This window comes from Epibacterium ulvae (assembly GCF_900102795.1).
Classification (GTDB): Bacteria; Pseudomonadota; Alphaproteobacteria; order Rhodobacterales; family Rhodobacteraceae; genus Epibacterium; species Epibacterium ulvae.
The window spans coordinates 363,649-389,117 of the sequence record NZ_FMWG01000003.1; the positions used below are offsets into that span (position 1 = coordinate 363,649).

23 protein-coding genes and 2 tRNA genes are annotated in these 25,469 nt (G+C 50.7%); 11 read left to right on the forward strand and 14 right to left on the reverse strand.

Annotated elements, in window-relative coordinates; translation table 11 throughout:
- Positions 1-37 precede the first annotated feature (37 nt).
- Positions 38-1,195, reverse strand: a complete 1,158-nt coding sequence (rnd, locus tag BLP79_RS06705; RefSeq protein WP_090217499.1) for a ribonuclease D — start codon at positions 1,193-1,195, stop codon at positions 38-40.
- 234 nt (positions 1,196-1,429) lie between these two features.
- On the opposite strand from rnd, the gene BLP79_RS06710 reads away from it, so the two are divergent.
- Positions 1,430-1,615: a hypothetical protein gene (locus tag BLP79_RS06710; protein WP_090217500.1), complete on the forward strand. Its 186-nt coding sequence runs from the start codon at positions 1,430-1,432 to the stop codon at positions 1,613-1,615.
- On the opposite strand, the gene purN is transcribed toward BLP79_RS06710, so the two are convergent.
- From purN to BLP79_RS06730, 4 genes are all read right to left on the reverse strand, one after another.
- Positions 1,612-2,214, reverse strand: a complete 603-nt coding sequence (gene purN / locus BLP79_RS06715) for a phosphoribosylglycinamide formyltransferase (RefSeq protein WP_090217502.1) — start codon at positions 2,212-2,214, stop codon at positions 1,612-1,614. The two genes, BLP79_RS06710 and purN, sit on opposite strands and share 4 nt — an antisense overlap.
- Positions 2,211-3,257: a phosphoribosylformylglycinamidine cyclo-ligase gene (gene purM, locus BLP79_RS06720; protein WP_090217504.1), complete on the reverse strand. Its 1,047-nt coding sequence runs from the start codon at positions 3,255-3,257 to the stop codon at positions 2,211-2,213. Before purM ends, purN begins: the two co-directional genes overlap by 4 nt.
- Positions 3,258-3,413: 156 nt before the next feature.
- A complete protein-coding gene (rpiB, locus tag BLP79_RS06725) occupies positions 3,414-3,854 on the reverse strand; it encodes a ribose 5-phosphate isomerase B (RefSeq protein WP_090217642.1) in 441 nt (146 codons plus the stop codon).
- Positions 3,855-4,002: 148 nt separating this feature from the next.
- Positions 4,003-4,977 (reverse strand): MBL fold metallo-hydrolase, encoded by a 975-nt coding sequence (locus tag BLP79_RS06730; RefSeq protein WP_090217506.1) that lies wholly within the window; start codon positions 4,975-4,977, stop codon positions 4,003-4,005.
- Positions 4,978-5,101: 124 nt separating this feature from the next.
- Between BLP79_RS06730 and BLP79_RS06735 the strand changes: the two genes are divergently transcribed.
- Positions 5,102-6,037, forward strand: coding sequence for a LysR family transcriptional regulator (locus BLP79_RS06735; RefSeq protein ID WP_090217508.1), 936 nt, complete (start codon positions 5,102-5,104; stop codon positions 6,035-6,037).
- Between the two features lie 104 nt (positions 6,038-6,141).
- Positions 6,142-6,217 (forward strand) — tRNA-Ile (locus tag BLP79_RS06740).
- Between the two features lie 36 nt (positions 6,218-6,253).
- Here BLP79_RS06740 and BLP79_RS06745 read toward each other — a convergent pair.
- Complete coding sequence (locus tag BLP79_RS06745; protein ID WP_090217510.1) at positions 6,254-7,576, reverse strand: ATP-binding protein; 1,323 nt, start codon at positions 7,574-7,576, stop codon at positions 6,254-6,256.
- A 99-nt stretch (positions 7,577-7,675) separates the two neighbouring features.
- Here BLP79_RS06745 and BLP79_RS06750 point away from each other — a divergent pair, with 99 nt between their 5' ends.
- The 3 genes from BLP79_RS06750 (at position 7,676) to BLP79_RS06760 (ending at position 11,327) form a co-directional block, all read left to right on the forward strand.
- A complete protein-coding gene (locus BLP79_RS06750) occupies positions 7,676-8,575 on the forward strand; it encodes an MBL fold metallo-hydrolase (RefSeq protein WP_090217511.1) in 900 nt (299 codons plus the stop codon).
- A 66-nt stretch (positions 8,576-8,641) separates the two neighbouring features.
- Positions 8,642-8,716 (forward strand) — tRNA-Asn (locus tag BLP79_RS06755).
- A 271-nt stretch (positions 8,717-8,987) separates the two neighbouring features.
- Entirely contained in the window at positions 8,988-11,327 is a 2,340-nt protein-coding gene (locus tag BLP79_RS06760) for a methyl-accepting chemotaxis protein (RefSeq protein ID WP_090217513.1), read from the forward strand.
- A gap of 228 nt (positions 11,328-11,555) precedes the next feature.
- Here BLP79_RS06760 and BLP79_RS06765 read toward each other — a convergent pair whose 3' ends face one another.
- The 7 genes from BLP79_RS06765 to BLP79_RS06805 all read right to left on the reverse strand — a co-directional run bounded on the left by BLP79_RS06765 (position 11,556) and on the right by BLP79_RS06805 (position 19,653).
- Positions 11,556-12,056 carry a DUF305 domain-containing protein gene (locus tag BLP79_RS06765; RefSeq protein WP_232716193.1) on the reverse strand — a complete coding sequence of 167 codons (501 nt, stop codon included), beginning with the start codon at positions 12,054-12,056 and terminating at the stop codon, positions 11,556-11,558.
- Positions 12,057-12,062: 6 nt separating this feature from the next.
- On the reverse strand, positions 12,063-13,439 hold the full coding sequence (locus BLP79_RS06770) for a YncE family protein (RefSeq protein ID WP_090217515.1): 1,377 nt from the start codon (positions 13,437-13,439) through the stop codon (positions 12,063-12,065).
- Positions 13,440-13,551: 112 nt separating this feature from the next.
- Positions 13,552-14,319 (reverse strand): anti-sigma factor family protein, encoded by a 768-nt coding sequence (locus BLP79_RS06775; protein ID WP_090217516.1) that lies wholly within the window; start codon positions 14,317-14,319, stop codon positions 13,552-13,554.
- Between the two features lie 7 nt (positions 14,320-14,326).
- Positions 14,327-14,848, reverse strand: coding sequence for a sigma-70 family RNA polymerase sigma factor (locus BLP79_RS06780; protein ID WP_090217518.1), 522 nt, complete (start codon positions 14,846-14,848; stop codon positions 14,327-14,329).
- A gap of 1,412 nt (positions 14,849-16,260) precedes the next feature.
- Positions 16,261-16,629, reverse strand: a complete 369-nt coding sequence (locus BLP79_RS06795; protein WP_232716191.1) for a DUF2322 family protein — start codon at positions 16,627-16,629, stop codon at positions 16,261-16,263.
- Between the two features lie 29 nt (positions 16,630-16,658).
- Positions 16,659-19,139 carry a hybrid sensor histidine kinase/response regulator gene (locus BLP79_RS06800; protein ID WP_090217524.1) on the reverse strand — a complete coding sequence of 827 codons (2,481 nt, stop codon included), beginning with the start codon at positions 19,137-19,139 and terminating at the stop codon, positions 16,659-16,661.
- A 19-nt stretch (positions 19,140-19,158) separates the two neighbouring features.
- Entirely contained in the window at positions 19,159-19,653 is a 495-nt protein-coding gene (locus BLP79_RS06805) for a putative pterin-binding protein (protein ID WP_090217526.1), read from the reverse strand.
- Positions 19,654-19,957: 304 nt separating this feature from the next.
- Here BLP79_RS06805 and BLP79_RS06810 point away from each other — a divergent pair, with 304 nt between their 5' ends.
- The 3 genes from BLP79_RS06810 (at position 19,958) to BLP79_RS06820 (ending at position 22,270) form a co-directional block, all read left to right on the forward strand.
- Positions 19,958-20,572, forward strand: coding sequence for a response regulator transcription factor (locus BLP79_RS06810; RefSeq protein ID WP_090217645.1), 615 nt, complete (start codon positions 19,958-19,960; stop codon positions 20,570-20,572).
- Positions 20,573-20,646: 74 nt separating this feature from the next.
- Positions 20,647-20,985: a TfoX/Sxy family DNA transformation protein gene (locus BLP79_RS06815; protein ID WP_090217527.1), complete on the forward strand. Its 339-nt coding sequence runs from the start codon at positions 20,647-20,649 to the stop codon at positions 20,983-20,985.
- A 112-nt stretch (positions 20,986-21,097) separates the two neighbouring features.
- On the forward strand, positions 21,098-22,270 hold the full coding sequence (locus BLP79_RS06820; protein WP_090217529.1) for a threonine/serine exporter family protein: 1,173 nt from the start codon (positions 21,098-21,100) through the stop codon (positions 22,268-22,270).
- Positions 22,271-22,328: 58 nt separating this feature from the next.
- Here the strand turns inward: BLP79_RS06820 and ndk are convergent, their stop codons facing one another.
- Entirely contained in the window at positions 22,329-22,751 is a 423-nt protein-coding gene (gene ndk / locus BLP79_RS06825; RefSeq protein ID WP_090217647.1) for a nucleoside-diphosphate kinase, read from the reverse strand.
- A 206-nt stretch (positions 22,752-22,957) separates the two neighbouring features.
- On the opposite strand from ndk, the gene BLP79_RS06830 reads away from it, so the two are divergent.
- On the forward strand, positions 22,958-24,814 hold the full coding sequence (locus BLP79_RS06830; protein ID WP_090217531.1) for an ABC-F family ATP-binding cassette domain-containing protein: 1,857 nt from the start codon (positions 22,958-22,960) through the stop codon (positions 24,812-24,814).
- Positions 24,814-25,434: a MarC family protein gene (locus BLP79_RS06835; protein ID WP_090217532.1), complete on the forward strand. Its 621-nt coding sequence runs from the start codon at positions 24,814-24,816 to the stop codon at positions 25,432-25,434. The genes BLP79_RS06830 and BLP79_RS06835 overlap by 1 nt, the downstream gene beginning before the upstream one ends.
- The last annotated feature ends 35 nt before the right edge of the window (positions 25,435-25,469 follow it).

Here is a 25,469-nt window from a genome sequence, read left to right on the forward strand (position 1 = left end):
TAGGTTTTCAGCTCAAGCTATGGTTTGCCCTCGCGGATTAAAGCTCGACAATTTCCACAGTTTGACCACGCGCCGCCAATGCGATTTTACCATCGCATAGCCGCAAAGCATCATCCCCAAACACTTCTTTGCGCCAACCGGATAGAGCGGGTACATCCCGCAGTCCTGCGGCCATTGCATCAAGATCAGCACTTGGTGCAATCAGCTTAGCCGCGACGCCTGCGTTTTCAGTTTTTGCCTTTAACAGGACGCGTAAAAGGTCTGCCAAGGCGGGATTCACTTGCAACTTCTCTTTGCTACGATCTGGTTGAGGCATCTGATCTGCAGGGCATTTCACACCCTTTGCAACAGCCTCCAGAATGCCTTCAGCAATTGCCCCTTTGCGCGCCTCACGCAGCAGCAATCTTGACCCACCAAGATCCCCTGCGGTCTTTGGTTTGGTCGAGGCCAGTTCAACCAAGGCATCATCTTTGAATACACGGTTGCGCGGCACATTGTTGGTTTGCGCATAATGTTCCCGAAAGGATGCCAGTTCGCGCACCACGGCCAGAAACTTGCCCGAATTTGTACGGGTCTTCACCCGTTTCCATGCATCCTCTGGACGGATATCATACGTCGCAGGATCAGTCAGAACTTGCAGTTCCTCACCCAACCAATGCGCACGGCCACTTTTGGAAAGCTCTGCCTGCAAGAATTCATAAATCCGTCGGAGATGAGTCACATCGGCAATCGCATAAGTCTGCTGGGCCTTGCTCAGTGGGCGACGTGACCAATCCGTAAACCGAGAGCTTTTGTCCAAGCTCTGTTTGGCAATTTTTCGCACAAGTGTTTCATACCCCACCTGCTCCCCGAACCCGCAGACCATCGCGGCAACCTGAGTGTCAAACAACGGCTTTGGAAAGACTTGCGCATCTACCCAAAAAATCTCCAGATCCTGACGGGCGGCATGGAAAACTTTTACAACGGATTCGTCGCGAAACAGATCATAAAGCGGTTCAAGAGATAGCCCTTCCGCAAGAGGATCCACAAGTACAGCGTCGGTTTCACCATCTCCGTCAAACGCCAATTGGATCAAACACAGTTTGGAATAATAGGTACGTTCACGCAGGAACTCGGTATCGACGGTAACAAAAGGATGGGTCGCGGCTTCTTCACAGAAAGACGTCAGCTCTTGGGTGGTCGTCAGCGTTCTCATAAATCGAGGCTTTTCTTGTTGTTCTTGCTTGTTCCGCCCGTGATACGCGCTTGGCTCTCACAATGCAATTAGGTGCGGCTGCCTGCGCCCCTATTCGGAACCGCTCTGAATAGCCATTGCAACACTCGCGCAATACGACATCAATATGTGTGATGAAATTTGCATCATATATGAATTTTCAGAATTCAATGCTCCGAGATAGGATGAAACTCCATCTAGAAAAGGAGCACCTAAATGGCCTTGGTCGAACATATTCGAAACGTACCCTCGATCACCCTACAACCCGAAACACTTATTCAATATGGCATCGCAGTGCTGTTGATCTTAGGGCTCGGGCTACCTGCTCTTTGTGCACCACAACACCGCGCGACCAGCGAGTTAGAGTGGCATGGTAATTCAGGATCACGTGCCCTGCCCTAATTGGGCAGGAAAACTGGGTCTTTCACACCCGCTGCAAAACGGCGCAGGACGGCTGGATACAGCTTATGTTCTTCGACAAGCACACGCGCAGCCAAACTGTCGGCTGTGTCATCCGCATGGACAGGTACACGCGCTTGTCCTAATATCGGACCGTCATCAAGCCGTGGAGTGACTTCATGCACGGTACACCCTGCTTCGGCATCCCCAGCCTCGATAGCGCGGGCATGGGTGTGTAGGCCTTTGTATTTTGGCAAAAGCGAGGGGTGGATATTGAGCATATGCCCCTCAAAATGGCGCACGAACCCTTCTGTCAGCACGCGCATAAATCCTGCAAGGCACACAATATCTGCGCCGGATGCCAGGATTGGTTTTACCAGTTCAGCTTCAAAAGCAGCGCGATCCTTGCCAAATGGGCGATGATCAACAACAGCTGTTGGTATTCCAAGCGCCGCGGCTTTACCTAAACCGCCAGCATCTGCACTGTTCGCCAACACCAGACAAGGGCGGCCAAAGTGATCGCCCGTCATGGATTGCGCAAGTGTCACCATATTGGAGCCGCCACCTGAAATCAGGATGGCGACTTTTTTATGCTCATTCACAGCAATTTACCTGTGTAACGCATGCCGGCGCCTTTGGTAACAACACCCATGCGCGTCACAGTTTCACCTTCGCCTTCCAGAACAGCGGTCAACGCATCAGCGCGATCAGCGGCAACAGACAAGATCATCCCTTGTCCACAATTAAAGGTTTTGAGCATCTCTGCCTCAGCAATGCCACCTGTCGCCGCCATCCATTTAAAGATCTCAGGCAGATCCCAGCTGTTCAGCTCGATATCAGCACCCAAATCATCAGGAAGTACCCGTGGTAGGTTTTCGGTCAAGCCGCCCCCAGTAATATGGGCCAGCGCATGAACGCCGCCAGCTCGGATCGCGGCAAGAGATTGCTTCACATACAGACGCGTCGGAGTGAGCAACGCTTCCCCCATAGTGCCTTCTCCAAAGGGGCATGGCGAATCCCAAGTCAGGCCAGAGACTTCGACAAGTTTACGAACGAGCGAATAGCCGTTGGAGTGCACACCATCAGAAGCCAATCCAAGCAAAATATCACCTTCCTGCACATCGGCAGGTAGGGCAGTTCCACGCTCCATCGCGCCGACAGAAAACCCTGCGAGATCGAAATCGCCGTCAGGATACATGCCAGGCATCTCAGCTGTTTCGCCACCTATCAATGCACAACCTGAACGAACGCAACCTTCGGCAATACCTTCGATAATACGGGCAGCAGTGTCGGTATCCAATTTACCCGTCGCGAAATAGTCCAGAAAGAACAACGGCTCAGCGCCTTGGCACACCAGATCATTCACACACATTGCAACAAGATCTATCCCAACACCGTCCACAACACCGGTATCAATGGCGATGCGCAGTTTGGTGCCCACGCCATCTGTCGCGCCAACAAGAATAGGATCAGAGTAGCCTGCGTCCTTAAGATCAAACAACGCACCAAAGCCGCCAAGGCCGCTCATTACTCCGGACCGGTTCGTACGCTTTGCGGCCGGTTTAATCCGGTCTACCAGGGCATTGCCCGCATCAATATCCACACCCGCGTCCGCATAGGTCAGGCCGTTCTTGCCACTGGTCATCTCTTGGCTCCTCTGAAATGGATGCGCAGCCTTTACCGCAAGGGGCGCACAAAGGGAATAAGGGATTCAATGATCCTCTCAGAAGTTAAGTTTACACATGAAAAAGCCGCCTCAGACCTCGTCTTTGGCGGCTTCAAACACTCAACTGTACAGCTCTTAGGCTTCAATCATATCCACGCGCGTGGCATGGCGGCCGCCTTCAAATTCCGCATCAAGGAAAGCATCCACAATCTCAGTCGCAAGAGACTCGCCAACGATGCGAGCCCCAATCGACAGGATATTTGCATTGTTGTGTTCGCGGATCATACGCGCAGAAAACGTATCCATGCAGACACCGCAACGGATGCCTTTTACCTTATTGGCCGCCATCATGATACCCTGACCGGTGCCACAAAGAATGATGCCCAAGTCACAATCACCAGACGCAACACGTTCTGCCGCAGCCTGCCCATGTTTGGGGTAATGCGTGCTTTCAGGTGTGGTTGGCCCGATATCGACCGCTTCAAAGCCTTTGTCAGAAATATGCTGTGCAAGTGCTTGGCGCAATTCGATGGCGGCGTGATCGCTGGAAAGAACGATGCGTTTCTTGTCCGTCATGGTGAACAGATCCCCCGTGGTATGAGCAATCGGCCTCATCGACCGAATAACCGACCTTTTGCACCAATTGCGCACATTGTCCAACCACCCAAACGGAAAATCGGCTCTTTGCTATCAAAGAGCCGATCCGAAGTTTGCGAAAATTAACTCACCCTTGGCCAAACTGCCATGGGGCTGAGACATATTCATATGCATCTTTGCTGCGAGACACCTGCCCCAATCCCGGAAAATCCAGATGTGCTCCAGTGACCAGCAGGTGATCGCTAGCGGCGCGGTCTAGCATAGCGCGGCGTGTCTTCACTGTCGTTTCAGGATCCGCATCAAACGCGATCGTCCATTCAGGCTGTGCAAATTGCAAAGCGGTTAGGTGAATGACGTCGCCCCAGAACAGGACACCTTCGCTGCCACCATCCAGCATGAAACCACTGTGACCTGGCGTATGCCCCGGCAAAGGTACAGCCGTTAATCCAGGTGCGACTTCAGCTTCTCCTTCAAACAGATTCAAACGGCCTGCATAAGGCGCAGTTGTATCTCTGGCCATTTGGAAGAAGGGTCGATTTTCCTCAGGCACGCTGGCAAGAATGGCATCATCATACCAGAAACCATGTTCTGTTGCAGAGACGACAAGCTCAGCATTGGAGAAAACAGCCTGCCCAGCGCCATCGATCAAACCGCCTGTATGATCCGGGTGCATGTGGGTCAGCAGGACCGTTGAAATGTCCTCAGCTTTGACACCCGCAGATTTTAACGCGGCCCCAAGCCCACCCAGCCCCGGCCCCATCAATTGCGCGGTTCCAGCGTCAATGAGCGTCAACTTTCCAGCGCGTTCAACCAGATAACCACTGACAGGCACTTGCAGTGCGTCATCTTTAAACCGGTAAAGCGTGCCCGACATCGCTACAGCCGCTTTGTCTTCATCAAAACCAGCGATGATCTGCTTGCCCAATGCAATGTGCCCATCCAGCAGCGCCGTTACCGTTGCATCCCCGACCTTAAAGCGATGGAAAGCCCCCTCTGACTGCGACGTTTCTTCGGCTCTCGCAGATTTTGGCAATGATGTCGCTGCAGCGACAAGCGGAGCAGCAAGGGCTCCATTTAAGAGATGTCTACGGGAAAGTGTCATGCTCAGATCTCCATATCAGAAACGTCAGTAATTCATAACTGCGGCAAACATACGGGTTGTAATTTATTGAGAGTACCCACATCTCGATGATGACAGGTATTAGCATTGCTTATAAGGTGCCGACATGGACCGGTTGAATTTATTAGAAACTCTTGTCACTGCAGTGGATCAGGGCAGCTTAAACCGAGCAGCACAACAGCTCGGCCTGTCACAACCTGCGGTAAGTCAGCACATAAAGCATCTGGAACATCTGTTTGGCCAGCCTTTGCTAAATCGCTCTGCGACGGGAGTTCAGCCAACGCGTGCAGGGACGCTTGCAGTCTCACATGCCAGAGATCTGCTAAAAGGCTTTGCTACGCTCGAAACAGAACTTACTCCCCAAGCGGATAACTTCACCGGAAACTTTCGCGTGAGTGTTGGCAACATGCTCGGTCGCGTAATTCTTGCACCACTGCTCATTGAAATGGGTCAGTGTTACCCAGACCTGAATATTATTGTGCGTATGGATGATCGTTGCGTCGACGTTGTCGCAGAACGATTCGATCTGGCGATCCGGGCGGGGGGATTAGGCCCGGCCTCTGGTTATGGGCGCAAGATCGGCGCTCTTCAAACTGTGTTGGTGGCCGCGCCAAGCTATCTGGCGCAAGCGGGCCATCCAAGTTGCCCAGATGATCTACGCACAATGAAATACGTCCAATATGGCGAGAACACGCATAGCAATGTGCTAAAATTGAATGATGGTGAAACTTGGCGCACGATTGATATCACGACAGGATTCACCGTAGATGACCCACAAATGCTTCTTGATGTGATGGCAACGGGAATCGGTTTTACGCACATGCCGCTTCTTCTGGCCGAACCTGAAATCTGTGCTGGAAAGCTAGCAATCATTCTGCCGCAGTTTCAGACACAAGACAAAAGCATCTATGCCGTTCATCCGACCCCCTCAGGCTATGACCCAGTGCAGTCCGAGATTTTACGTCGTCTGCAAGATCGCCTATCAAAAATCACACGCCGGCCTCTGCAAAACACTCCAGTTTTAAAGATGGTGCCCTCATAAATAGTTTCAGCAACCGGCTCGCCAAGTTTAGATGAGAAATCACCAACATTTATGTTGCTTAACGGATTGATAGCGAGATCGTTCGGCTCTATAACGCAGCTGTCGGGAGATTAGCTCAGCGGTTAGAGCAGAGCGCTCATAACGCTTTGGTCCAGAGTTCGAATCTCTGATCTCCCACCACCTCCTCAACAGCAGATTGGCCTTTATACCAGCCGCTCAGTCACGCCCTAGCACAAGCTCTGCTTTCAAGCCCCCTAGATCTTCGCTTTTTCCAAGCCGCAACACCCCCCCGTGCGCACGTGCCACATCCGCAACAATCGCCAGTCCTAGGCCAACGCCACTGCCTTTATTTTGATTTCGCGCCGGATCCAATCGGGTAAAAGGGCGTACTGCCTCATCCCACAACTCTTCCGGGATGCCCGGTCCATCATCTTCCACGCAAATCTGTATGCTGGCTGACGAGATAAAGATCGAGAGCCTCGCTCTTGAACCATAGCGAACACCATTTGAAATAAGGTTCTGTACCGCCCTGCGAATACCTGCACCATTTAGTGTAACGGTTTCTGCTGTCGCGATATCCCCGAGCATCACATCTTTACCCTGACGCTGCCAATCACCAACCACACCCTCTGCCATCGCTTTAAGATCAACCGCTTCTGGACGACTAGTCGAAGAATCGCGAGCAAAGTCCAAGAATGCATCCAGCAAAGCTTGCATTTCATCCACATCCCGCAGCAAGGGCGCTATCTCTTCTTCGTCCAGCAAAGACAATCCGAGTTTAAGACGCGTCAGCGGTGTTCGCAGATCATGGCTAACACCGGACAGAATCAAAGTGCGCTGTTCTATCTGTCTTTCGATTCTTGCACGCATGTCCAAAAACGCCTGCCCGGCAGCGCGCACTTCGGTTGCCCCACTTAGCACATAGGGCATGCTCCGTCCCCGACCAAAGGCTTGCGCGGCTCTGGCCAGACGTTTGATCGGCCGCAACTGATTGCGCATATACACAAAAGAAATCATCGTCATAAGCAGACTAAACACCACAAGCGTCAGAATAAGCTGATGTGGAGCCGCAGCAGTCAGGCGCCTTTGGTCCAATAAAATCTCAAATGAACCAAGATGCGTCACAGTAAAAATGCGCACCTCTTTGTTGTTTGGAAACTGAACCGCTAAAAGGTTTGGCAGGTTCTTCTGCAGCGTTTTCTGCACCACCCGTCCTGAAAAATCGCCCAGTCCCAAGATATCTTTTGGGGATGCAGCACTTTGTGGCAAAAAGCGAGCTGTAATATTGAGCGGTCCAATATACGGCTGCAAACGCGCAATGGCCGCGTCCTGTGTCTCTTCCTGCTCCACGACATCATGCAGCAAATTGATCTCGCGAAGAATGGTCCGTGACATCTGTGCGGTCACATCTTCAAGATCACGTTTGACAAAAGAGACCGAGACGACCAATTGCAAGGCAACAACGGGAAGCAAAAGGATCAGCGCAGCACGCCCGTAAAGACTGCGCGGCATATAACGTTTCATTCCACGAGGCGACATAAGGACCGATCCGTTTCAGTGTGGTTTCTTCGTGCACCTTGGTAGCCGAAGGCACAATATAGTTTCAAACGAATCTGAAACCTCTTACGCTGAGCAACCATGTCCGATCCATCTACGCCACTGCAGGTCGAACACCTAGAACCCGACCTGCGCCTGCTGCGCTGTGCGAACCCGTCTCCAATGACTTACACAGGAACCAACACTTATCTACTTGGTCGTACAGACATCGCTGTAATTGATCCGGGCCCCGATGATGCTGCTCATCTGCAGGCGATTTTGGCAGCTATAACGCCAGATCAGCGGATCAGCCATATAATTGTAACTCACAGCCACAAAGACCACTCCCCCCTCGCTGCTGCCCTTGAACAAAAGACAGGGGCGCCCGTTCTCGCATTCGGTGCTGCAGACGCTGGACGAAGCCCTGTAATGAAACGCTTGGCGCTGCAAGGTCTACAGGATGGCGGAGAAGGGATTGATTGGGAGTTTTGCCCAACACACGCGGTAAAAGATGGTGACACAATAACCGGAAAAGACTGGGAGCTGACGGTTCTTCATACTCCGGGGCACCTTGGCAATCACATTTGTCTCGCTTGGAATGAAGCCTGCTTTACCGCTGATCACGTTATGGGATGGGCCAGTTCACTTGTTTCTCCGCCGGATGGCGATCTCACAGATTTCATGGCCTCCTGTAGACGCCTCGCGCAATGCAATTGGCGCATATTTTATCCTGGACATGGGGCACCTATTACAACTCCCAACACTCGCCTTAATTGGCTCATAGAACATCGGTTAACCCGGGAAACAGCTATTATCGAAGCTTTGACACGCAAACCAATGACTGCTGAGGCCCTAGCGTTGGCTATTTATTCTGATATTGACGCGAAACTCTTACCTGCAGCAACCCGGAACGTCCTTGCGCATCTGATTGACCTATATGGAAAAAACCGAGTGATTTTCAGCGACCCTCTATCACAAGCAAGTTTATTTTCCCTGGCATAGTTTTTTCAAAAATCTCACTTTTTCCTCTAGACCTCCTTTAATCAACGTCCTATACGAGCGCCACATTCCGACGTAGCTCAGCGGTAGAGCAGTTGACTGTTAATCAATTGGTCGTAGGTTCGATCCCTACCGTCGGAGCCAACTTCCTTTATGAGAAGTTGGAAAAAATGATAGAAATTTCTTTTTGGATTTTTTTCATTTGAAGTGAATGAATACATTACCTTCATTTCCTGATGAGAACTACGCTTTCCTAACTAGAATTACACCTAAACTGCTCCGAAAATCTCACGATTTTATGAGCCATATTGGCTCATTTATCACCGATGTACTCGTAGAAGTTACTAAATATACACACCTTTAGAAGAACATTCTTGCGTCAGGATTCAGGGTATCTATGCCGCAGGAGACTTCAATGAAAATATTGGCGAATATGAAACTGGCGTGGAAATTGCCGCTAACAATAGCAATCCCAGCCGTAGTCGTTGTAATGATAAGCGGGCTCCTGCAGCTGAAGCAAACAGCCGATGCAATCGATCAGGAGCATCGCACCGCTTACACAAGCTATGTTGAATCGAAAGGTTCAGAAATTGAACGCTGGCTCTCCGACAGCCAGGTTGATTTGCTAGCAATCGCAGACACCTACGGCATTCAGACCGCGTTGAATGAATTCTCTTCCGCTTGGGATGCATATGCTGGAGCCGTAAGCGATGATCTGCGACGGCTCTATATCTCCGACAATCCAAATCCCACCGGGCAAAAAGACGAGCTGGTACTTGCGAAAGATGGTTCCACTTGGTCAGAAGTGCACAACCGTCATCATGTCGGCCTGAGATCTTATCAACGTGCACGCGGCTACTATGATCTTTTCCTTTTCGACACGAACGGAGAGCTCATATATTCCGTTTTCAAAGAAGATGACTTTGCGCTCAATTTTACCAACGGTGTCTACGCTCAAAGCGGCCTGGGTGAAGTGTTCCAAGAAGGTATCAAATTACAAAACGGGCAATTCTACATGACGGATATCGCCCCCTACGCCCCAAGCGCGGACGCCCCCGCGATGTTCATGTCAACGCCGGTCTTTCACGAGGGACAAAAAATCGGCGTTGTCGCCATCCAGCTGCCTTTGGATGTGATGACAGAAATTTTGTCGAATTCAGAACTCATTGGCACAACTGGTGAGGTTTATCTAGTCGATAACAACGGAAAAGCACTTACAAATTCCCGTAGAGAGGGCGGGTTTTCCACGCTAGACTCGCTTCCAGCACTATCCCAAATCACATCAGCTCTCTCCGGTGGAACTGCATATGTGAAAACAGCAACTGGTGTATCGGGACAAGATGTTGTTGCAACAACTTCAGATGTCAAAACCCCGCGTGGAGATCTGTGGGGGTTAGTTTTTGAAATCGACCGTTCCGAAGCTATGCAATTCACACAACATGCGACAATTACCACTGCACTGGCAACCTCCATCACAGGTCTCGTACTCTGCCTGCTTGCATGGCTGACGGTGCGCAGCCTGATTCAGCGTGTCGAAATACTTGCACATGAAATGGAACAAATTTCAGAACAAAATTATGGTCAGGAGATTGCCGGCCAGCGCAAACAAGATGAGGTAGGTTTCATTTCACGCACCCTTGCAAAACTGCAAGTTCGATTGCGTGACGGTGCTGAGGCAGAAGCGCGCGAAAAAATCGTCCAAAAGAACAACAAGAACGTCGTAAATATGCTTAGTGAAGGCCTTGTTGATTTGGCAAAGGGTGATTTCCGCAATCAAATCACTGAAACATTCCCTGAAGAGCATGTCAAACTTCGCGATAGCCTGAACAACGCAATGACCGGCCTAAACGATGTAGTTCTTACAGTTCGCGACACTGCGGACAGCATCAACCGTGGCGCGCAAGAGATTTCGGGCTCCGCAGATGAGCTCTCACAACGCACCGAGAGCCAAGCCGCAACGCTGGAACAAACTGCCGCTGCCCTAGAGGAGGTAACAGCCAGCGTTCGCTCTGCCACTGAGCATGTTGAAAGCGTAGAAAAAACCGTAGGCACTGCGCGATCTAAAGCGCTAGAAAGTGGAGAAGTTGTCGGAGAGACAATTGAAGCCATGACCGAGATCGAGCAATCTTCTCAGAAAATCAGCCAGATCATCAACGTTATTGACGACATTGCCTTTCAGACCAATTTGCTTGCGCTAAACGCAGGGGTCGAGGCCGCCCGTGCAGGAGAGGCTGGACGAGGATTTGCCGTCGTTGCATCAGAAGTTCGCGGACTTGCGCAACGCTCCGCAGACGCCGCTATGGAAATTAAATCTCTGATTGAGAAAAGTGGTCAACAGGTCGGCCGGGGCGTAAAGATGGTTGGGCGAACAGGCGACGCTTTGACAGTCATTATCGAACAGGTTCAGGACATTTCAGGACTGGTAAGTCAGATTGCCCAGTCGTCGAGAGAACAGTCCACCGCATTAAGTGAAATTAATACTGGCATGATCCAGCTTGACCAAGTGACGCAGGGCAATGCGGCCATGGTTGAAGAAAACACAGCCGCAGCACATCTTTTGAGAGGCGATGCTTCAAAACTGATCCACCACGTGGATCAGTTCAAAACTTCGGGAAGCAATTCCAAAAACTCGATGCCTCCCATAGAAACGCTCCCTGCTGTTCAGCAGTCGGCATCGGAATTCGATGAAGACCCATTTGAAGAAACCGAACCTTTCGTTCATCAAGCTGCCAACGATAAATGGACAGATTTTTGAAACAGAGTAAGACTCGAATAATTACTTACAGCTCCTCCACTAAATTGGAGGAGCTGTAAAACATTGTTGCAGAACAAAGAGACATACAAAGCTCGGAAACATTTTCATGGCCCCTGTAGTGCACGCCGATCCGTGACATAGGGCCCTATGCACATCGATTGGCCCGTCGCGGTGATCTCTAGTAAAAGGTCAATGTTTAGATGATCTGCCAAAAACGGTTTTTCTTGACTAAGACTTGCGTGTTCCATCAAGCGCCGGAAAGTCTGACAGACTTTTGTCAGGGCCTTCTCGCAAGATCTTGAGCCGAGCAAGCATGGCTTGTATCTCAACCTGTTGTCCGTCGATTATCTCTTCGGCAAGACGCCGCGTCAAAGGGTCATCTCCGTGCACCAGTTGGAGTTTCGCCATGTCAATAGCCCCCTGATGATGTGGTATCATCATCGCTAGAAAATCTACATTCACGTCATCAGAGTAGCCCGGTGCGTGCATATCCTGCATCATCTTGGCCATATCCTTATTCATCTGCTTCTGAAATGGTGTTACATCTGGACCTAACATCGGCAAGTGATCGGAGTGACGAGTGTTACGCGTATCACTCCGCCTAGAGCTATCGAGGTAATTGTCTGGGTCTATCCCGCAGATATCTTCCGGCTTGAATGCGAACGGTTCAGTTTCCTGTGCGCCACCAATACCGACGAGGCGACGCAAGCGGTCAGCTAAGCTAGTCATTTTCTCTTAACCAGTGTGCAAGGGGGAACCAGGGCGCAAATAGATGAGATTCACACTCTGCTTGTTGCGAAGCTGTCCTGAAGGCAATTCAAGCGACCCAAGAGGAATCTGCGCGATGTGCTGGGGGTGGAAAGGATCAGTGACATCAAATACACTGGTAACGGTCTGGCCTTCGTTGGGGGTGCCCGGAAGTTCATCCTTTTCATGTGCCACGTAAAGGCGGGTGGCATCGGGATTGGTCCAAATCCCGTGACTGTCGCGACCATGGCTGAAAAAATGGCCAACCACCCGGCGCTGACCGGCGGCTGCATCACGGTCGATGATAGCAATGCGGCTGGAGGCAACACCGTTGGGGCCATCATCGTCAATCCGCGCAAAGCTTGCATAAACGACACGGCCGTTGTCATTCTCGCAGAACTCCACATGGTTCGGGCGCGCGCCATCTTCGAAACGGATGTGGTCGAGCAGTTCCTGGCCTCCTTCGATACGGCGCACAGAGATACCGTCCGCGATCTTGTGGCTGATCCACATTTCTTCACCGTCGGGCGACACTTTCTGAAACGGTGTAAAACCGAACGGGTCCTGTTCCGAAATATCGATCGTCTGGCGTCGCACCGGGTTCGAATAACCATCGGAACCCAGATTGACATCAAAAATATCGATTTTCGAAACTTTTTGAGAAATCACAAAAGCCGTCCCGCCATCTTTCGAAAACCAGACCTGAGCGGGGCCGTCAATGGTGGGCAGATAGCGCCGCACCGCGCGAATGGGCTCACCATGAGCCTCGGCAATTGCATCTTCAACGTCACAAATCGCAAACCGGTTTTCCCCGCGCAGGGCGACCCAAAGTTCCTTGCCGCTGCGGCTGAAGGTTGGTTCATGCGGTTCACGCCCGACAAGAACACCAGAGCTGATCACATCCGGGCTGGTATCGGGTCCCGCCTTGGGATTGGGACGGTTTCCAATGACCCTAAGGCTCCGTGTATCGACAAGATACACGTTACTCGTGCCACGCCCTGTGCAGGCGATCATCGTTTGATCCGGGTTTGGTGCCGCGCCATGAACAGTGATGGCACCGTGATACAAAGCTTTGTTGACCATGGCGGTATGGGTCGGAACTACGCCACGGGTTACGAAACGAAATGGTGGACGCGGGTCTTCGTCAAACGACGTCAGATTAATCGTGCGCTCGATCAGATTGGTGTTCGGATCAATCACCGAAAGCGTATTGGAGCTTTCATTTGTTAGAATTACACGATCCTTGAGCAAGATATCCGGACTTCGCACCTGCTGTGCAGTTGCATTTTTACTGGCGCGCGCCATGCTCATAGTAAGCGCAGCTGTGGTCGCCGTACCTTTTATAAAGCGTCGTCTGTCAAGCATCTGTTGTCCTTTCGAGCGGATGTGTAAGCTTCAGATAAGGACAAGACAGACTGCAGGTTTGTTTATTCCCACCTCCTCAAGCGGATCACGTGTTCTTGACTAAATCAAAAGATCAGATTTGACCTTGCGCACGAACGAACTCTGCCGTCGCATAGAGCCTCTCTGGGCTAAGATTCCCCGAAATTGCAAAACCTACCTCATTTTGCGCCCAATACGCTGAACGAAAGTATGCATCTGAATGCTGCCGGATCGGAATGGTTCTCACAGGATCAATATCACTACGCATGAAAATTGTTAGTTTGCGGCCATTCTCCCCATGATAGATCAACAATGCCGCCGGCTGTGTTTCCCCCATCATGAGGCGCCCACCAGCTAGTTTCATTCCAAGTGGTTCAAGATCTGGAACAGGCGTGTCTCGTAACAAGGTTTTGATCAGCCAGTGGCCTTCTAATATTTCGGCAGATGATACGTCCAGATCCGGAGCGTCATGTGCCCCAAATGTAGCGTAAGCGAGCGCGCCACGTTGGCCTAGGCTGGTACCGAGCGGATCGCCGAATACAACGTCCAGAGCGATCCAGCCCATGCAGACCCCGATTGTTAAGATTGCGCAGGCCGCAGCGAGCATGCGCCAGGGTCGCAAGACATGGTCTGTTTGAACGGTCTCCACGAATTTCTGAGGGATCGGTTCAGCAAAGACAGGATCAAACACTTGTCGCAATACGATTGTCTGCTGCCTGAATGCAGCGATTGTTGCAGCAAGCTCGGAGTCCCGCGCAATTGCATCAGCCACTAGGGCCCGGCGGGCCGGATCAATCGTCCCGTCAGCAAAGGCAATTAGGTCGGCCTCGGTGATCGTAGCGTTTGGTTTGCCGTCTGTCATGTCTTCCTCACTTCACACGAAAGAGGGTTGGGCCGGTTCGCAGCGCAACGATATCCTCTCCAGTCGTTCGACGAAGTGCCTGCCGACCTCTAAACAATCTGCTCATCAATGTGCCTTGCGGTATTTTCAAAACTTTCGATGCTTCGCGGTAAGATAAGCCCTCAATGGCCGTAAGGGAGATCGCGGCGCGCTGTTCAATCGGCAATTGGTAAAGCGCCGCCAAAATGTCGTTCACTTCCATCTGTTGTTCCTGATTGGCGATCGCGGAGACGACCAGGGGCGAATCCTCCAGAAAATCCATCGGAATCTCACGTGCACTTGCTTTCTGTCGAGTATTGATGTGAGAATTATACATGATCCGAAACAGCCAGCTTCTGAGACTTCCAGGTTTGCGTAACATGTGTTTCTTGGCAAGCGCGCGTTCCAAAGTTGCCTGTAACAGATCATCCGCTTCATCTTTGTCGCGTGTGAGGGATCGTGCGAAACGCCTCAAGTGTGGAATTTCCTGGACTAGTTTGTCTCCGAACATCACTGCCCTGCCTCCATCCCGTTGCTGCGGGTTGTTGCGATTACCTTGAATAGACAGGTCGGAGCGATAAATATTCCATAATCACAAAAAAATTGTCTCAACAGGAAAATGCAGTTAATCAAGATATTTGTGGGCATGCCGAGGCTCAGTCTAACAAACACCCAAACCGCCACCACGACCGACCGAAGCCTTTCAGGTTTCGCTCACCGGAGTTGACTTCGGTGAAAGTACGGTTTTGTTTCCGGCCTAATTCGCGTCCGTGAATAGAATGGCCAGATTATCGTTTTGGATTGTCCCCCCAAAAACATACATAATCCGCAACCTTTTAAGGATTTTTCTACAATATGAAATTTTTCGTAATGATTTTAACTTCGGTAGTTCTCGCGGCCTGCACTTCAATTCGTCCGGTACCGCTTACCGAAATATTAAACCTTCCAATTGTTCAAGTTGGCGATCCCCTCCCTCAAGAGGGCGAATTCGTCGTTTTTTTTCCAAAGGACACTTACATTCCAGTCGTACTGAATGCGAACGGATCCCTTTTTTCATCTGAAGTTCAACTAAACGGAAAAGTACAGCTTTCGAGAGATCTATACCTTTACAAGTCGTGGGGAAGCCACGATGGCATACATTGGGAAAATTCGCACAAATTGATAGATGTAAGTTTTGGAGGAGGTTTCGACGTAGAAGGGCTTAAATCAAATATTACGTTAACGGCAAACTAGCTCTCGACTGTCTGACTTCAGCGCCTACGGGTCCGCAATTTGTCAACATGACCTAGCCAGGGGGCAAAGTACAGTAGCTCCGGAATAAAGGTTCTGCTGGACCGAATGGGCGGGCGGGCGAACCCACTCGCGCCTCCTTCCGGGCAGCTGTGGTGCGGGATTGCGGATATCTGAGGTTTATAATCTCAAGGTCGCGACCGTCATTGCATGTGCTTGAGACGCAATAGAGCGACTTGACACCATTTCTCTAGCGCGACTCGAGTATCCTGAGAGCGGAATAAAGCAGCACCCCTTTTGCCAGGCCTCACGAAACGCGGGATTAAACGAAGACTGTCGTTTGTCGGGGTGGCAAACCCAATACCATTTTTATCGTCAGGCACATCTGGATTACAACGTCGCTGAATAAGCACTGCAGCGCGTTTGCCGCTGGGCGGCGGGGCCCACGTCGTGTCAGGCTCAAACCTGATTGAACGGGGTCCGCGACGCTTCAACGTTTTATTGTAAGCCGACCAGTCGGTGGTCTTGTACTTGGTGGAGGCCCAATTGCTCATGACTTACGGCTATTATGCTGGTTTCACAAAGTGAATCTCCTCAGGCGATTTGTGCCACAAAGCCATGGTTGTAAACACTATCGCCCCGCAAAGAGACACACAGTTCGGGACCATTTTTTAATAGTCCCCGGAAATCACGCTAATTCGAAACTTGGAGTCCTACGTGCAATACTTTGCCCATCGTGAGAATTTCCAACAAAAGGTCAATATTTGGATGCGCGCCAGGCCGGCTCTTTGCATCAATTGTATGTTCTGCAAAAACGTCCAAACCGTGCTTTGCGGCATCTGCGGTGATGTCTCCAAAGTGCAAATGGAGATAATTGTAGACAGCCAACGAGCCTTGCTTTCCAGGCTTATTTTCAATCGACGCGACAACATCCCCCTTGCCATCAAGCAGATCGATGCGCGTTAGGTTTTCGATTGTCGGTAAAAGTTTAAGATTATCCTTGAAGGACGCGGTCGGGTGGATCATTTCTAAATCCTTAGGTTGGGCAATAGAAACTGCCATCTACCAGTTCAAAAGAATAAAAACTATACTCACAAATATTCTTTCAAATGCGCGTTTGCTTTCTCCCAAATAGAGGCAAAATGAGCATAGCCAGGATCAACGCCTGCATCGGCCATTTCAATACTCAATAGCAGCTCACGTAATTCACCAAGACCTAACACGGCTGCCGACCCAGCCAAACGATGTGCTTCAGCGCGTACCTCGTTTGACAATGCGCTTTGCAGAGTACGTGAAAAACGCACAACATCCTCCTGAAATTCAACCAAAAAGACACGCGCACGTTCGGGGCCCAGCGCTGTAAAATATTGCGCAATATCAGAGCCAGCCGTGCCCTCGGATTCCTGGCTGAGACCACCAGCCCGGCGGAAGATCACATCTTCCAAAGCGGGTTTGTCGATAGGTTTGGTCAGTACCTCTACAAAACCAGCCTCCAGAATATGCTCATGGTCGTCAGCGCCCACATAGGCTGTGAGAGCCACGATATCTGTGTCTGGCGCTAGGTTTTGATCTCGAATACGTGTGATGGCCTCTATACCATCGACTTCTGGCATGCTGATATCCATCAGAACCAAATCAAACGTGGATTGCCTTACCGCCTCTACAGCCTCTGCCCCCCCCGAGGCTGCGGTCACATTATGACCCATTTTTTGCAAGCGCTCCAAAAGCAATTCACGATTGATGTCATTGTCTTCGACAATCAACAGACGTGCATGTTGCGTGGGGATCGCGGCGCTACGCGCATTTGTTTCCTTCGTAGCCTCTGCAGGAGGTAAATTAACGGAAACAATAAATGTGCTGCCTTCTCCCAATTCACTTTCACAAGATACGCGTCCTCCCATTCCTTGGACCAAGCGTTTGGTGATCGCCAAACCCAAACCTGTTCCCTCGCTCACACGTCCATAGCTTGCATCGACGCGCACAAAGTCATCAAAAATCTGTTCCAAGTGATCAGCCGGGATGCCTTTGCCGGTGTCTGCAACTTGAATTTCAACCTGATCAGTATCGTCGATGCGGCACACATCAACCATCACAGCCCCTTCTTCTGTGAACTTTATCGCGTTGCCCACCAAGTTTAGCAAAATTTGCTGGAGCGCACGCGACTGCCCCAAAACATGTGACGTTTCGCCAAGATAGCAATGTACAGAGAGATCCAGACCTGCCCGCTGAGCACTCGCTTGCTGGCTTCCGACCAAAGCAGTCACAAGACCTTCCATATCAAAGGCAGAAACGCTCTCGACGCTTGCCCCAGCTTCCAGGCGCGACAGTTCAAGTATATCGTTCACATGGTGTAGCAGGAGTTCACCAGAAACCCGCATCGCATCAATATATCGTTTTTGCCCGTCGGTCAGGGGCGTATCTTCCAAAACATCAACAGCGCCCAGTATTCCTGTCAGCGGCGTGCGCATTTCGTGGCTCATAACTGTCAAAAGAGCTGCTTTGGCGCGTTCCCCCGCAAGCGCATTGTCACGGGCACGTCTCAACTCCTCTTCAACCGCATATCGATCAGAAATATCACGTAGATAGCTGACGAATACAGCATCTACCCCGGATTTTGCCGCGCTGATGGACAGTTCAACCGGGAACATCTCACCATTTTTACGGCACGCTTCCAACTCAATTCGTCCGCGGTCAGTTAAACTAGAGGTACCATGCTTGACACAGTGATCAAATCCAGCCGCGTAGACTCTTTGAAGATACTTTGGGACCATGAGCTGGAGAAATTCTGCGTTGATCGCTTCTTCTCGACTATAGCCAAAAACGGTTTCAGCCGCGCCATTATAATCCTGAATGCGCCCATCATGTCCAACCACCAAGACGGCATCCAGAGACGAGGAGACCATCGCTTGTAGCTTTGAAGCGACTTCTATCTTTTCGATCGCCATTGCCTGTCCACGTCTGTACAATCCAGCGAGCAGGCAAACTGTAGCGATCAACGCTGTGATAAGAACAAACACAACGGCTGCGAGCTGCGACAACAGTGCATGCAGACCGACGCGGTTACTTTCATTGAGTGTCGAGTAGACTTCTAATCCAGTGAGCGCGAACCGTCTAATGCTCTCACGATTGTCTTGCAGCAGGCTATTAAGCAGTGGAAGCTGAGCAAACAGTTCAGCATCTGTGCTATCGATATAGGTAGCCATCTCATCGATTTGCGACTGGATATCATGAAGATGCCTTAAAGCTGTTTCGTTTTCACGCAGGGGGGCAAAGACACGGCTTTCACGAACGGTTATAATGCGACTGTAAAACACATCAAACACACGCCTTAGGCTTGGCAGATCCTCAAGTGACTGCACCGCAAGCGCCGCATTTTCGACTTTTAGGTGTTCAACTTCAATCTGCGTCAGGTTCCACTGGCGATTGTCAGTCTGAGCGATAGACAGATCTTCCAATCTGTCTAATACTCTCGCGCCAAGCCAAACCGCCTCCAGCAATAACAGGAGAATGATGGCAATTGTAAACCCAACTAAAATCCGGGGAAATTTAAATTCCAGGCGATCTTCGCCCATTCATACTCCCCTTCATTTTTTACTTTGAAACAATAATTTTCTCTAGCTGCCAGATGCTGCGTGAATATACAGCCTCGGTCTGGTAGCTTGGGTCACGATCATAAGGATAGACGATCCAGAGTGGCCCTTTGTTTCGCACGCTCATCGAGGCGCCGTTACGTTCATATGCAACGATAGGCCCTCCAGCAATAGCGTCAGTGATTGGAATTGTTACCGAATAGTCGTTGATCGCAACCGCCTGTAACTGGCCACCTGAAACGTTAAGCTGTTCAAGAAGCGTGGAGAGGGCCACCCCTTTAAACTGTTGCACGCCTTCAGTCCAAATCGTGTTGGTTTCGAACCCTTCAGCAGAAACCGCGCGCAAATCATCAAGCGTGTAAGAATGGCTTTCGCGTAGGCTACCATCATCATTCAACACATCAACCTGAAGAAGTGTCGCACCGGCATGCGCGCCCCCTACGCCCGCAAAAACTATCGCGACAATCATCACCATGCGCTTGAGAACTGCGATCATTCGATTTGCTCCTGATATTTACTGAACAGCGCGACTATTCCACAGATTGCTGCTTTGTGCATTGGCGACTGAGGATATTACTCTATCCTTTCGTATAAAGGTTTCTACTCTCTGAACGTTTGAACTAGGCTAACGTGCCTTAACGATAAGATTTTCGGCAGATTATCATAACCCAATGGATTTGGGATATTGGAGAACGAAAATGCAAGATCTTTCGCACAGTGCACTCGCAAAAGTTGATGGTTTTGAAACTAATAACGCGTTAGGCTTAGAAGACTATTATCAACATAAGGTTGCTTCGTTGATGCGTATACTTCTTGCAGATGACCACGACATGGTCCGTGAAACGATTTCCGCCTATCTAAAATCAGAAGGCGGAGCCGAGGTGGAAACCGCAGTAGATCTGCAATCTGCATTGTCACTAATTGAATCTGACGGTCCTTACGATCTGGTGCTTCTGGATTACAACATGCCCGGTATGATGGGATTGGATGGCCTGTCACGGGCGCTCAATGCGAACGGAAATAAAGGTGTTGGCATTTTGTCTGGTAGCGCCCCTGCCCGTACGGCCCAGGATGCGTTAGACGCAGGTGCGATTGGTTTTATTCCCAAAACCATGGGCGCACAGTCCCTTTTGAACGCGGTCCGGTTTATGTGCGCAGGTGAAGTATATATGCCCGTGTCTTTGATGCGCGAACAATCCAACACCCGCGATCATCCAATCGCACAGAAGTTAAGCCCGCGTGAGATGGAAGTTCTGGGCGGGTTGAGCCGCGGCTTGTCCAACAAAGAAATCGCACGTGAGTTGGAACTGCAAGAGGTCACTATCAAACTTCACGTACGTACCCTGTGCCGCAAACTAGACGCGAAGAATCGCACACAAGCTGCTCTGATTGCCAAAGAAGCTGGACTATTTTAGCAAGCACAGATTGCGCGCCCTAGAATATTGGTTTTCTAGGTGACTCCCTACGGTGTTTTCATTATGTTCTCGCTATGGCGACACCTGTTTCATCCATCAAATACCTCGGCCCAGCCTATGAAGAGGCTTGCCGCAGGGCTCAGATAAATTCAGCAGAAGAATTGCGCGCGCTTGGCGCGGATGCTGCATATGCAAAGCTTCTGAACTCTGGCAGCAAACCACATTTTATCGGTTACTATGTTTTGGTAATGGCCCTACAGGGACGTCCATGGAACGATTGTAAAGGGGACGAGAAAAAAGCGTTGCGCCAGCGCTTTGACGCCATCAAAGCGCAAAGCTTTGACAAAGATCTCTCCGAATTCGAACGTATTCTGGACAGCATTGGTGTAATCGAACCTCAACGCGGCACCTAATAATTTTTCAACCTAATAGATGGATTCTACTTGTAGTTTTCCCAAGAGAGCCATTATTTGGCATCCTCTTAGCTCAACACGTCTTCACTTTGGACATTAGGATTGCTCCGACATGGCGCCAGCCGCTCTTATACGTGATATCGTTCACATCGGTGAAACGCTGCACCAAAGTGGCTGTGCTCCTTATAAAATCGAGAAATACGTGCAGCACTATGCCATAACTCAAGGTATAAATGCAGTCGTGCAGGCAACCCCCACATCACTGACCTATCATTTTCCAGACGAAGACAATCAAATGGTGATCCAGCGCTTATCTCCAGCCTCGATTGACCTTAGTTTGTTGGCCGATACCATTACAAGGATCAGTCACCCGACACTCCCCCCAGTGGATCGCGCCAGTGCTTACCCACTCTGGCTTATTCTGGTGGCAAATATTATCCTGCCTCCAGCCTTTCTTTCCCTAATCGGCGTGAGCGCACAGACGGTATTTTTGTCTCCACTGCTGGGGTTACTCGTCTGGCTTTGCCAACAGATGTGTCAAGGGGATCGTGCGAAATTGGTCGAGTTTCTCAGCGCAGTTGTCGCTGGACTCACTGTTTCATTCTTCAGCAGTCAAGGATACGAAGTCCCGCTTTGGGGGTTGGCCATTGCTGCCGTTATCTTATTTGTGCCCGGTCTTTCTATTGCCAATGCTTTGGAATGTTTGGCTTTCAACGACCTAATTTCTGGGGTCAGCTTATTAGCACACTCCTTATTTGTGTTGATGAAATTGTTCATCGGCATCTACATTGGGTTGAGCTTGGGCGGCATTTTCTGGGATAGCCCACCATCTGCGCCAAATGTGAACGAAGTGCCGGGCTGGCTGGCTTATGTTGCCCTACCAGCTCTATCATTTTCGATTGGACTGATATTCAACGCACGTCTACGCGATATTATCTTGGCTGTTCCCGTTACAATCATCGGCATGTGGGGCCCACTTTATCTAGGTTTTGGCGCGGGTTGGATTGTCGGCACTTGGGTCAGTGCGACCTTGATCACTGTCTATGGCACCTGGCTGGCCAAAGTGCTGAAATTGACCGGTGCGATCTATATCGTACAAGGCATTATTATTCTTGTACCTGGCAGCCGCGTCTTGATGGGGGCCACGCAATCGTTGTTTTCAGAATCTTTGATGGCCATGCCGGGTGTGGGATTGTCTGCCTTTTTGATGTTTGCCGCCATTGCTGCCGGGCAAATGACAGCCTTATCGTTTTATTCGCAAAAGAACCGCAACTTGATTTCTTAAAACAAAAAAAGCTGCCGCAATCCTGCAGCAGCCTCATAATTTAGTGCGCTAAGCGACCTTAGCCAACCAGCTCAAGACCGGAGAAGAAATATGCGATTTCTTCTGCAGCGGTCTCAGGTGCATCTGAACCATGTACAGAGTTTTCACCAACAGATTCAGCAAACTCTGCGCGGATGGTGCCAGCGTCTGCGTCTGCAGGGTTGGTTGCGCCCATAACTTCGCGGTTTTTCGCGATCGCGTCTTCACCTTCCAGAACCTGTGCAACAATCGGCGCAGATGCCATGAATTCACACAGTTCGTCGTAGAAAGGGCGTTCTGCGTGAACTTTGTAGAATTCACCAGCCTGGGCTTTGCTCAGGTGGATACGCTTTTGTGCAACAACGCGCAGGCCTGCTTCTTCAAATTTGGCATTGATTTTGCCAGTCAGGTTGCGACGGGTTGCATCAGGTTTGATGATCGAGAAGGTGCGTTGAATTGCCATGGTTCGGCTCTCCTGAATAAAATGCACGGGGCCAGCCCCCAATGCGTGAAAACTTTGCGCGCCGCGTAACATGCCTTTGGTCTCTTGGGAAGGGAATTGTTCTTTTAAATCTTTCGGCTCTCCTAGCGCTTGGCGTGGGAGTTTGCCCCTTGAAAAGAAGACCAAAGCGCATTGACAGGCTGCGCCCACTGCGCCACACCGCATCCATGTTACGGATCTCTGATATTTCTTATGCCGTTGAGGGTCGTCCGCTTTTCGACGGCGCAAGTGCAACCATTCCCGAAGGCCATAAAGTCGGTCTGGTGGGCCGTAATGGTACAGGCAAAACCACGCTGTTTCGCCTGATCCGCAGCGAATTGTCGCTTGAAAGTGGAGAGATCACCCTGCCCGGCAAGGCACGCATTGGCGGCATTGCTCAGGAAGTACCTTCATCGCAAACCTCTTTGATCGACACCGTGTTGGAAGCTGACATTGAACGTACCGCGTTAATGAAAGAATCCGAGACCGCAGAAGATCCCACACGTATTGCCGAGATCCAAACCCGGCTTGTTGATATTGATGCCTGGTCCGCCGAAGCCCGCGCCGCTTCAATCCTCAAAGGATTAGGATTTGACTATGAAGATCAGCAACGCCCCTGCGCTGATTTTTCCGGCGGCTGGCGTATGCGTGTCGCTTTGGCTGCAGTGCTTTTTGCGCAACCAGATCTTTTGCTGCTGGACGAACCGACAAACTACCTCGATCTTGAAGGGGCTTTGTGGCTTGAACACTATCTGGTGCGTTATCCGCATACAGTCATCATCATCAGCCACGACCGCGAATTGCTAAACCGATCTGTAAACGGGATCCTGCACCTTGAGGATCGTAATCTGACGTTTTACAGCGGCAATTATGACCAGTTTGCCCGCCAACGCGCGGCAAATCGCGCCAACCAAGCAGCGGCTGCCAAAAAACAAGAAGCCCAGCGCGCGCATTTACAGTCCTTTGTGGATCGTTTCAAAGCGAAGGCCACAAAAGCCAAGCAAGCCCAAAGCCGGGTCAAGATGCTGGAAAAGATGGAGACTATTCGCGCCCCGGAAGATGCAGCGCGCACTGTGTTTTCCTTCCCGAAACCCGAAGAGTTATCACCGCCCATTATCGCCACTGAAGGTGCCAGCGTGGGCTATGACGGGAAGGCGATCCTAAATAAAATGGATCTGCGCATTGATCAGGATGATCGCATCGCGCTGCTGGGCAAGAACGGACAAGGGAAATCAACCTTGTCAAAAATGCTATCTGATCGCCTGCCCGTCTTAAGTGGCAAAATGACGCGCTCAAACAAATTGCGCATCGGATTTTTTGCACAACATCAGGTGGATGAGCTGTATGTAGATGAAACGCCGCTTGAACACCTGCGGCGCCTGCGTCCGAATGAAACTCCTGCACAGAACCGGGCACGGCTTGCCGGGTTTGGGTTAGGCGCAGATCAAGCAACCACCGAGGTTGGGCGTTTGTCTGGTGGTCAAAAAGCGCGGCTGTCTTTGCTGATCGCAACATTGGACGCCCCCCATATCCTGATCCTGGACGAACCAACCAACCACTTGGATATTGAAAGCCGTGAAGCCTTGGTCGAGGCGTTGACGGCCTATACCGGCGCGGTCATTCTGGTAAGCCACGACATGCACCTGTTGAGCCTTGTTGCAGACCGTTTATGGCTTGTATCAAATGGTACCGTGAAACCCTATGAGGGTGATTTGGAAAGCTACAGAAGCTTCCTGCTGGAACGCGACAAACCCGCGCAAAAACCAAAAGCAAAGGTCGAAAAGGAAGTCAAACGCGTCTCCCGCGACGAAATCCTTGCCCTGCGCAGCGAAGTTCGCAAATGTGAAGCACGCGTCGAGAAACTGACCGACATGCAAGAAAAGCTGGATCAAAAGCTTGCAGATCCACGTCTTTATGAAGACGGCAACTCTGCAGACATTGAGGTCTGGAAAAAGAAACACAACGAATGTGCCGAGGCCTTAGATCGTGCTGAGGGTCTTTGGTTGGATGCTCTCGAAAAGCTTGAAAAGGCAGAAACCTCCTAATGGACACCAGCTTTCTGATCACTTCATTTGTTACGCTCTTTGTCATCATTGATCCAATCGGCCTGACCCCACTGTTTATCGCGCTGACCCAGGGCATGCCACCCGAGCAGAAGCGAAAAGTCGCAATTCGCGCTGTCTTAGTGTCAGGCGGAATTCTCGCACTATTTGCGCTTTCTGGTGAAGCCGTATTGGGTTTCATTGGGATTTCCATGCCAGCGTTTAGAATAGCTGGAGGGATCTTGCTGTTTCTGACAGCGCTCGACATGTTGTTTGAACGGCGCACGAAACGGCGTGAAGATCGGCAAGAGGAAGAAGAGCACGAAGATCCGTCAGTCTTTCCGCTGTCAATTCCATTAATCGCGGGGCCCGGTTCAATCGCAACCGTTATTCTTCTCGCTGGCGAACAATCCGGCTTTATAGGCTTTGCGGCTGTCATGGGAGTTGTGGCAAGCGTCTTATTGATCTTGCTGGCTTTATGCCTCACCTCAGGTGCTTTGGCCCGTCTATTGGGAAAAACAGGCGTAACAGTTGTCACCCGTCTTCTTGGCATGCTGTTGGCCGCCTTATCTGTTCAGTTTGTCCTTGATGGGCTGCGCGATTTCGGGTTCGCAGCCTCGTAATTGGTCGCTTGGCACCCTATCTCATATGCGGGAGG

Bases quoted from the DNA above. Each gene is read 5' to 3' on its own strand.
- rnd (WP_090217499.1), bottom strand. From the start codon at position 1,195: ATGAGAACGCTGACGACCACCCAAGAGCTGACGTCTTTCTGTGAAGAA.
- BLP79_RS06710 (WP_090217500.1), top strand. From the start codon at position 1,430: ATGGCCTTGGTCGAACATATTCGAAACGTACCCTCGATCACCCTACAA.
- purM (WP_090217504.1), bottom strand. From the start codon at position 3,257: ATGACCAGTGGCAAGAACGGCCTGACCTATGCGGACGCGGGTGTGGAT.
- rpiB (WP_090217642.1), bottom strand. From the start codon at position 3,854: ATGACGGACAAGAAACGCATCGTTCTTTCCAGCGATCACGCCGCCATC.
- BLP79_RS06730 (WP_090217506.1), bottom strand. From the start codon at position 4,977: ATGACACTTTCCCGTAGACATCTCTTAAATGGAGCCCTTGCTGCTCCG.
- BLP79_RS06735 (WP_090217508.1), top strand. From the start codon at position 5,102: ATGGACCGGTTGAATTTATTAGAAACTCTTGTCACTGCAGTGGATCAG.
- BLP79_RS06745 (WP_090217510.1), bottom strand. From the start codon at position 7,576: ATGTCGCCTCGTGGAATGAAACGTTATATGCCGCGCAGTCTTTACGGG.
- BLP79_RS06750 (WP_090217511.1), top strand. From the start codon at position 7,676: ATGTCCGATCCATCTACGCCACTGCAGGTCGAACACCTAGAACCCGAC.
- BLP79_RS06760 (WP_090217513.1), top strand. From the start codon at position 8,988: ATGAAAATATTGGCGAATATGAAACTGGCGTGGAAATTGCCGCTAACA.
- BLP79_RS06765 (WP_232716193.1), bottom strand. From the start codon at position 12,056: ATGACTAGCTTAGCTGACCGCTTGCGTCGCCTCGTCGGTATTGGTGGC.
- BLP79_RS06770 (WP_090217515.1), bottom strand. From the start codon at position 13,439: ATGCTTGACAGACGACGCTTTATAAAAGGTACGGCGACCACAGCTGCG.
- BLP79_RS06775 (WP_090217516.1), bottom strand. From the start codon at position 14,319: ATGACAGACGGCAAACCAAACGCTACGATCACCGAGGCCGACCTAATT.
- BLP79_RS06780 (WP_090217518.1), bottom strand. From the start codon at position 14,848: ATGTTCGGAGACAAACTAGTCCAGGAAATTCCACACTTGAGGCGTTTC.
- BLP79_RS06795 (WP_232716191.1), bottom strand. From the start codon at position 16,629: ATGGCAGTTTCTATTGCCCAACCTAAGGATTTAGAAATGATCCACCCG.
- BLP79_RS06800 (WP_090217524.1), bottom strand. From the start codon at position 19,139: ATGGGCGAAGATCGCCTGGAATTTAAATTTCCCCGGATTTTAGTTGGG.
- BLP79_RS06805 (WP_090217526.1), bottom strand. From the start codon at position 19,653: ATGATCGCAGTTCTCAAGCGCATGGTGATGATTGTCGCGATAGTTTTT.
- BLP79_RS06810 (WP_090217645.1), top strand. From the start codon at position 19,958: ATGCGTATACTTCTTGCAGATGACCACGACATGGTCCGTGAAACGATT.
- BLP79_RS06815 (WP_090217527.1), top strand. From the start codon at position 20,647: ATGGCGACACCTGTTTCATCCATCAAATACCTCGGCCCAGCCTATGAA.
- BLP79_RS06820 (WP_090217529.1), top strand. From the start codon at position 21,098: ATGGCGCCAGCCGCTCTTATACGTGATATCGTTCACATCGGTGAAACG.
- ndk (WP_090217647.1), bottom strand. From the start codon at position 22,751: ATGGCAATTCAACGCACCTTCTCGATCATCAAACCTGATGCAACCCGT.
- BLP79_RS06830 (WP_090217531.1), top strand. From the start codon at position 22,958: ATGTTACGGATCTCTGATATTTCTTATGCCGTTGAGGGTCGTCCGCTT.
- BLP79_RS06835 (WP_090217532.1), top strand. From the start codon at position 24,814: ATGGACACCAGCTTTCTGATCACTTCATTTGTTACGCTCTTTGTCATC.